The following is an 8,276-nucleotide window of genomic DNA, read 5'->3' as shown; positions in this document are numbered from 1 at the left end:
AAGCGCTAGATTATGCGCCGGTCACAGAAGTACGAGCACGCTCACCGCAAGCCCCCTGCCGCCGAGGAGTCGAGGAACACCGATGCCCGACAGTGTCGCGGAGAGGTGGCCGACGTTGCAGTCCAGCCCCGACTGGGGCGTTCAGATGGATCAGCTGCTCGATGACTATCTGGTCATCGCCCGCCACCGCGGCTCGGCGGCCCTCGAACGCACGGCGTTGCGCACCAAGAGTCACGCCGCCCGGTATCTGCTCGCCCGCGCGAGCACGAACGGGGCGGCCACCTACGGCGACCTGGTGACGACGTTGCGCGCGCACTTGGCTCGCGGCGGGCGCGGCCGGCCCGATCTCCCGGCGCTCGACGCGGAGTGGACGATCCGGCTGGCCCGGGTCATGGCCTTCCAGAATCTGGAGCCGGACGATCGCGACTTGGCCGTGCTGCTGCTCAGTGCGGTCCATCACCATTTCGGCCTCGAGCCGTTCACCGCGGTGTTCCAGCGCACCTACGCCGAACTGTTGTATGAGACCGGCGCCCACGACCGGCTTCGCCGGCTGTTGCCGCGGCTACGGCGGCTGAACGAGCACACGGTCCATCACCTACGCGCCGACCTGCTCAACCCGTTCGCCGGCGACGACGGCGGCCGCGAGCGACGGTGGCTGACGGCGTTCAACCAGGTCTTCACCACGGCCGGGCTCGAACCGGTCGGGCTGCGCGCCGGCGATGACTTCCCCTTCGACCGGCTCGAGTGCCACACCGACGCGGTGGTGACCGACGGTCCGCTCGTCACGGTGATCTTGACCTCGTACTGCCCGGACGCGGGTCTACTGACCTCGGCTCGGTCCATCCTCGACCAGAGCTGGCGCCACCTCGAGCTGATCGTCGTCGACGACGCCTCACCGGCCGACTACGAACCGATCCTGCGCGCCTGCGCCGAGCTGGACCCGCGAGTCCGGGTGATCCGCCAGGAGGTCAACGGCGGCACGTACCTGGCTCGCAACACCGGCCTGGACGCCGCCAATGGCACGTTCGTCACCTTCCAGGACTCCGACGACTGGTCACATCCGCGTCGCCTGGAACGCCAACTCGAGCCCATGCTCGACGATCCCGGTGTCATCGCCACCCGCAGCCTGTCGGTCCGGGTGAGCGAGAACCTCGTGTTCAACCGACCAGGTTACGAACCCAGCCGCGCCAACGCGTCGTCGTTGATGTTCCGCCGCCTGCAAGCGCTGGAGACGGTCGGCTATTTCGACTCCGTGCGCAAGGGCGCCGACACCGAGTACCACCGCCGGCTGATGCTGGCCGGCCCGGAAGCCTGCGTCGACGTGGCCGAACCGCTCGCGCTGGTCCGGATGGGCGAGGCGTCGTTGTCGCGGGCGGACTTCAGCTTCGGCTGGCATCATCCGGCCCGGGCGGCCTACCAGAACGCCTACAGCCACTGGCACGAGAAGATCTCGCGCGGCGAAGCCCAGGCCTACGTGCCGGCCGACGTCCGGCACCGGCCGATTCAGGCTCCGGCCCGGTTCGACCACGCCATTCCCGGGCGGGCCGAGCGTTCCCAGCACTACGACGTCGTCTTCCTCAGCGAGTGGCGCCGGTACGGCGGGCCGCAACGGTCGATGATCGAGGAGATCCGCGCGCTGAGCGCACGCGGGATGCGGGTCGGAGTCGCGCACATGGAGGCGTTCCGCTTCATGACGACGCGCTCGGATCCCCTGTGCGAGCCACTGCTCGACCTGGTCGCCGAAGGCGTCGTCGACCTCGTCCAGCTCGACCAAGGGGCGAGCGTGTCCCTGCTGGTGGTGCGCTATCCACCGATTCTGCAGTTCGTCCCGTCCACGCCGACGCGCATCGACGTCACTCAAGCGATCATCCTGGCCAACCAGGCGCCCTCGGAGCTCGACGGCACCGACGTGCGCTACATCGTGCCAGTGTGCGAGCAGAACATGCGCGAGCTGTTCGGTGTCGATCCCACCTGGGTGCCGCAGGGCCCGATCGTGCGCCGGGCCCTGGTGGACCTGGTGGCGCCCGAGCGACTCGCCGACTACGACATGCCCGGCATTCTCGAGCTCGACGAGTGGGCCACGCCGCGCACGCGGTTCCGCAGCGACCGGCCGGTGATCGGCCGGCTCAGCCGCGACACGGCGATGAAGTGGCCGGCCGACCCCGACGTGCTCTTCGACGTCTACCCGGTGCACGACGAGTTCGACGTGCGGATCATGGGCGGCAAGCACACGGTGCGCCGCGTCACCGGGAGTCCCTCCCTACCGGCGCAGTGGTTGTCCTACGACTACGGCGAGATCCCCGCCCGGCTGTTCCTGTTCCAGCTCGACTTCTTCGTCTACTTCCACCATCCGCAGTGGCAAGAAGCCTTCGGGCGGACCATCCTCGAGGCGATCGCCACCGGCTGTGTCGCCATCCTGCCGCCGCATTTCGAGGAACTGTTCGGCGAGGCCGCGGTCTACTGCGACAGCGCGCAGGTGCAGGACACGATCCGGCGGTATTACAAGGACCCCGACCTGTACCGCGAGCAGGTCAAGCGCGGCTACGACTTCGTTCGCCGCAACTTCAGCCACGCGGCCTATGCCGCCCTGGTGCGCCGGATCATCGGCTCCCCAGTGCCGGCGCGTCCGCCGCGGGCCGCCACCGCAGTACCGACGCCGCGCTGACCGTCGCCCCGGCAGTCTCGAGGCCGTCGACGCGGGCCCGCCAGCCGTCGACGATCCGGTCTGAGGGCTGCTCGGACTCCCCCGGGTCGACCACGATCAACGCGCCCTCGGCCAACCGCTCGGCGAGGACGGGAAACGCCGATTCACGCACGTCGCTGCCGTCCGGGCCGCGCCGCGCGTCGACGATGAGCACGTCGATGCGCGCCAGATCGTCGAGCACGCTGGGGTCGTACCACGCCACCTGCTGGTCCCCGGCATCGACGTCGGTCCACACCGCAGCGCGCACGTCGACGTACCGGTCCAGCTCGTGGGCACCGACGGCAGCGGTGGTCTGCGCGGCGACGGCCTCGTCGTGCTCGAGCGCGATCAGCCGCCCGCCGCCAGAGCGTCGCAGCGCGTAACCGATCCACACGCTGGCCGGCCCACTGCCGACGCTGACGACGACGTCAGGCCTCGCCCGCTGGACCAGGTCGGTCAAGTCGAGCAGGCCACCGGGCTGACCGGCCAGCCGGCCGGGCCGGTCGGGCGCGACGAGCTCCGCGGCCGACGGCGTCGCCCGGCTCACCGCGCGTAGCGCGAGCAGAGTCTCGTCGTGGCGTTCGATTGCTTCGAGCCGGCCGGACTCGATGGCGGCCATCACCCGCCGCGTCATCGCGTCGACCCGGCGACCGGAGTCCGGGCCGCCCGAGCCGATGCGGCCGTCTGCGCGCGAGCGCTCCGGCGTGCCGCGCTTGACCCAGCGTCCGATGTTGCCGATCCGGCGCCGCAGGTCGAGCAGGGTCACCAGGATCGCCAGCAACAGCAACGCCAGCCCGGCACGGGCCAGTCGCCCATCAGCGACCAGCGCCACGACCACCACCCCGGCCCCGGCGATGACGCTTGCGGAGGCGAGGACATACTGCCGTCGCGTCTCCCCCATGACCGCGGCGACCCGCTCCAGCGTCCGGCGCATCGTGCCCACCCGTGAGCCTCCCATCATCGGCTTCCCCTTGGACGAGGACTGCGGAGACTTTACCGGTGTGCCGGCACCGACGGCGAGACGGCACAGGACGGGGGTTCGCTTCGTCGCCGCGATCGGCGCCTTCGCCGGATTGGTACCCTGACCGACCGGTGGGCGCCGGGCGTCCACCGGGTGCGAGGAGGTGCCGGTTGCGGCCGAGGACGGCGGCAGTGTCACTGTTCGTGCTGACCGGGCTTCTCGTGGTCGCCGGCATCGCGCTGGTCACCGAGTACACCTCCGCTCCGGCCGGTCACGCCCGGCTGACCGAACGCTCCGTGGTCGACGTGACGGACTACCGCCGGCCCGGGCACGAATCCGACACCCCGGCCATCAAGGCGGCCATCGCCGCCGCCGACCCTGGCGACACGGTGGTCTTTCCGCCCGGCGTGTACGAACTCGACCGGCCCTTCCAGTTCCGCGCCGGCGTGAACTACGAGGGCACCGAGGCCACCCTGCGTGCCCGCGACAGCGGCGGCCTCGTCCTCTCTCATCCGCCGAAGGCGGACGTGCACGACGTGACCATCAGGGGCCTCACTTTCGACAACGTCAGCGTCGAGCTCAACGGCACCCGGCAGCAACGCCACGCCGACATCACGTTCGTGGACTGCCGCTTTCGCGGCGGCATCGAGAGTGACGAGTGGTCCGAGCCGTATCTGCGCCTGACCTACACCACCGGCGTCACCGTCGACTCGTGCGAGTTCCTCCGCGGCGCGGGGCACGGCGGCCGGGGAATCATCGCGCGCCTGACCGACCTCACCGTCATCAAGGACTCGTACTTCGGCACCACGGCCGATCTGGAGCCCGGGGTGCCGTACGGGCACTTCCGCACCGCCATCAACATCTCCGGCTACGACGAACAGCGGTCCGAGGGCAGCCGGGAGACCGTCGTCGACGGCAACGTGTGGCGGCGCACACCGTCGGCGGAGTTGTCCGGCGAATGCGACGGTTGCCAAGATCACGGCCTGTACTCCTGGGGCACCGACCGTATGTTCGTCGTCGGCAATCGCGCCGACGGCTGGGACACCAGCGCCGCCGGCGGCTCGATCAAACTGCGCAACCAGCAGAACACGTTCGTCCTGGACAACACGCTGTCGACCTCGGGCATCCTCACCTACGTCTACGACAGCCAGGGGATGCCGAACCACCTCAAACGCCTGGTGATCCGAGGGAACACGATCAACCTGCTCGACGACGCGCAATGCCGCGGAGCGTACTGCGGGATCAGTTTCTGGCGGAATTTCACCGGCGACGGCCTGTACGAACGTGGCGTATACATCGCCGAGAACACCTTCACCGCCGGTGGAACGATCCGGATCTCGCAGGCCCACGGCCCGGAGTTCTGCGTGGAGGACAACCCGAACGCCGAGGTGAACGACTTGTCCGGAGGGGCAGGCAAGGGTATCCGCCGACTCGGGTGCACCGTGCCGCGCGAGTGGGCACGACCGCTGGCCGGCGTCCATCGCGGCGACTTCAACGGCGACGGCGCCGAGGACTTCGTCCACTACGTCGAGCCCGACGGTGAACCCGGCTACTGGCGCGCGCACCTGAGCGACGGCGACGGCTTCGTGACCGAGGATTGGGGGTCCGGCGTCTACACCTCCACCCGGACCGAGGAGTACGGCGTGCTCGTCGGCGACTTCGACGGCGACGGCTTGGACGACCTCACCTACTCCGGCCAGTGCGGGGACGGCCGGGCCTGCTGGCGCATGCATCGCAGCACCGGTTCGTCGTTCGCCGACGCGACCGACTGGGGTCACGGCGTCTACGCCAGCCACGAGACGACGACGTTCGGCTTCGCCGTCGGCGACTTCGACGGCGACGGTCTCGACGACCTCGTCTCACGCGGCTACTGCGGAGACCGGCGAGCATGCTGGCGCGTACACACCAGCACCGGCGAGTCGTTCGTCCCCCACGACGCCGGCGACGACGCGCGCTGGTCCGACGACGTGGTCATGCACGAGCTCTTGGTCGGCGACTACGACGCAGACGGGCGCGACGACGTCGCGTACCTGGGGGTGTGCGGGTCGAAAGCCACATCGTGCTTCCGGGTCCACCTGTCCGACGGCCACGAGTTCGAAGCACACGACTGGGGTGGCGACACCTACTTCGCCGGTGACCTCACCTCGCACTTCGGCCTGCGCGTCCACGACGCCAACGCCGACGGCCGAAGCGACATCGCCTACGTCGGCCGGTGTGGCAGCGACGGACCGACGCAATGGCGCCACCACGTCAGCACCGGGGACGGCTTCCGCGTGCGTTGCGCGCCCTCGCGGTCATTGACGCAGCCGTGAGGTGGGCTGGTTGGCCATGACGATGCTCGACGTCGTGCGGTCGTGACGATCGTCGTGGTGCAAAATGCCGCCATACCGCGCACATCCTGGCACGACGATCTTCACGACCGGCCAGGACCGGCACCTCACCACACGACAACCGTCACGACCCGGCCAAGACCGGCACCTCACCACACGACAACCGTCACGACCCGCCAGGACCGGCAGCAGTCTTCACACAGCGGCCCTCACGACCAAGGCAACCGCACGCGACCAGGCAACACGCCACGACCAGACGGACGCCCAGACCACGGGCCGGCCAGGAGTCAGCCGTGCCCTCACCCGCTCAGCCCTGCAGCTCGAACCAGCTCTTCGGCACCGAACGCTGGGCCGGGCCGACGCCGATGATGCCCGGCGCGGGCGCGAAGCCCGCCCATTGCTGCACGTCACCGCGGACGAAGTATTCCACGCCCGGATCCCAGGTGTGCCCACCCGCCGAGCGCCGCACCACGATGCCGAGGCCGTGCGAGCGGTAGATCGCCCCGCCGGAGTCGGTGACGGCACGAGCCAGCGCGGTGTCGAGGCCACGAGGGATCGGCGCCCAGCCGCCGATCGCGCGCAACGTCTCCGCGGAGATCAGCATCGACGCCCCAGGCACCCGGTTCGCGTAGCGGTTTCCGCTGGAACGGTGGCGGCGGACGGTGAGGTCGAGCGCTTCGAAGTACATGAATTCCGCACCCGCGCCCACGAGGTCCGCGCGGGAGAACTCCGCAGCGTGCACGAGGTCGGTGATGTGGTGGGCGCTGTACCAGTCGTCGTCGTCCATTTTCGCCAGTAACTGGCCGGAGGCGACGCCGCACAGGTCGTTCAACGTCTCACCGAACGAACGCGAGGCCGGAATCTCGGTGATCACCAGCGGTCCTGCATACGTCTCCCGCATCCACTGCACCTTCGGGTGTTCTGCGGAGACGCCGTGCAACCCGACGACGAGTTCCACGTGCGGCCAGTCTTGCCCACCGATCTGCTCGGCGATGCTCGCGAGCAGTTCCGGCCGCCGCGTCGCCATGATCACCGACACCGTGGGAGCAGGGGGCGGACCACCGGGCAGCCCGAGGCTGTCGGCGATGGCGCGCCATCGCTGCCGCGCACCGTGCCGGGCGAACGCGGCCCGGCGAATGGACATGCAGTACGCCTCGCGCACGAGGTCGTCGGCGAGGTCGTGTTCCGACGTCGAGGCGAAGGCCGTGGCCAGCTCCGGGCCCAGCAGCCGCCGCACCGTCGGGTTGAGGTCCTGGCTGATCACCGGCAGCGCCGCGCACGCGGCCTGCGCCAAGAACGCGGCGTGCTCGACCGGCCCGCGGTGCAGGCGGGGGTCGTCATGCACGACCCGGTAGTTACGGACGTACTCGACCACCCGCTCGCTCAGGCCGGCGAAATCGTCGAACGACGGGCTGGCCCGGCCGGACTGGTCGGTGAAGGCGAGTCCTCGCGACGTGCGGCGTTCGACCGGGCTCAGCCAGGCGGCGCCGCGTTCGGGCTCGTTGAGAAAACCCACCGGGTTCAGGACGTCAGTGTCCACCGGCGGGACCAGGCTGTCGCTACGAGAGCGGGTGATGAAGGTCTCGATGTCGGCACCTGAGGCGTACAGGAGGTCGGTCCAGGAGGGCCGATGGTGCGCTCCGATGACGTCGAGCACGGGCACCGAGCCGGTCCTCCGCTTCGCCGGCTCCGCGGCCACGACGAGATCCACCGGGCTCGGCTGGCCGGACTCGAGCGCGGGGCGCTCGCCGAGGAGCTGCCGCGCTGCCGGGTCGCCGCAGGCCCACGGCATCGCCTTCGCCGCACTGTGGGCGAACCCCACGCGCAGCCCGCCGGCGGGCCGGCGGAACGCCGACGTCCCGCCGGACAGGAACGCCGCGAGCGCGTCACCGATCGGCAGGTGGCCTTTGAACTCGACGGTGAGGCGGACGTGGGGCTGGGGGTGCTTGAAGGCCCGGCGATCGGCGGAGTTGATCGAGCGCAGCCCGACAGGCCCAGCCGGCAGCCGGAGAGCCGCGGGTCGCGGCTGCCCGCCCACGACGAGATCGAACCGCCTCGAGCGGCTCGTCATACTGCTCAGGCACGGCAGAACCGCCCGCAACAACGTCACCGACTCGGCGACGACGAGGATCTTCTCCCACGACGTGCTGGAGTCTTCCTTGACTTCACCGTGGATGATTTCGGAGATATCGATCACGGTGTCGCATTCGCGGCCGCGCGCCTCACGAACAAGTTCATCGTCATCGGCAACGAGTAATCCCAGTACACCCACGGCCCAGCAATCCCGCCTCTCGGAGTCCGT

4 protein-coding genes are annotated in these 8,276 nt (G+C 69.7%); 2 read left to right on the top strand and 2 right to left on the bottom strand.

The features are described 5' to 3' along the window. Positions 1-82 precede the first annotated feature (82 nt). Positions 83-2,665: a glycosyltransferase gene (locus M6444_RS09920; protein ID WP_298326306.1), complete on the top strand. Its 2,583-nt coding sequence runs from the start codon at positions 83-85 to the stop codon at positions 2,663-2,665. On the opposite strand, the gene M6444_RS09915 is transcribed toward M6444_RS09920, so the two are convergent. Beyond that, positions 2,601-3,644 (bottom strand): class I SAM-dependent methyltransferase, encoded by a 1,044-nt coding sequence (locus M6444_RS09915; protein WP_298326304.1) that lies wholly within the window; start codon positions 3,642-3,644, stop codon positions 2,601-2,603. The genes M6444_RS09920 and M6444_RS09915 overlap by 65 nt on opposite strands. Before the next feature lie 191 nt (positions 3,645-3,835). Here M6444_RS09915 and M6444_RS09910 point away from each other — a divergent pair, with 191 nt between their 5' ends. Next, on the top strand, positions 3,836-5,956 hold the full coding sequence (locus M6444_RS09910) for an FG-GAP-like repeat-containing protein (RefSeq protein WP_298326302.1): 2,121 nt from the start codon (positions 3,836-3,838) through the stop codon (positions 5,954-5,956). A 325-nt stretch (positions 5,957-6,281) separates the two neighbouring features. Here M6444_RS09910 and M6444_RS09905 read toward each other — a convergent pair whose 3' ends face one another. Further along, a complete protein-coding gene (locus tag M6444_RS09905) occupies positions 6,282-8,171 on the bottom strand; it encodes a hypothetical protein (protein WP_298326299.1) in 1,890 nt (629 codons plus the stop codon). Between the last annotated feature and the right edge of the window lie 105 nt (positions 8,172-8,276).

It is taken from the genome of Haloactinopolyspora sp. (assembly GCF_027324685.1).
Lineage (GTDB): Bacteria > Actinomycetota > Actinomycetes > Jiangellales > Jiangellaceae > Haloactinopolyspora.
This window is presented reverse-complemented; position numbering and strand designations above follow the sequence as displayed.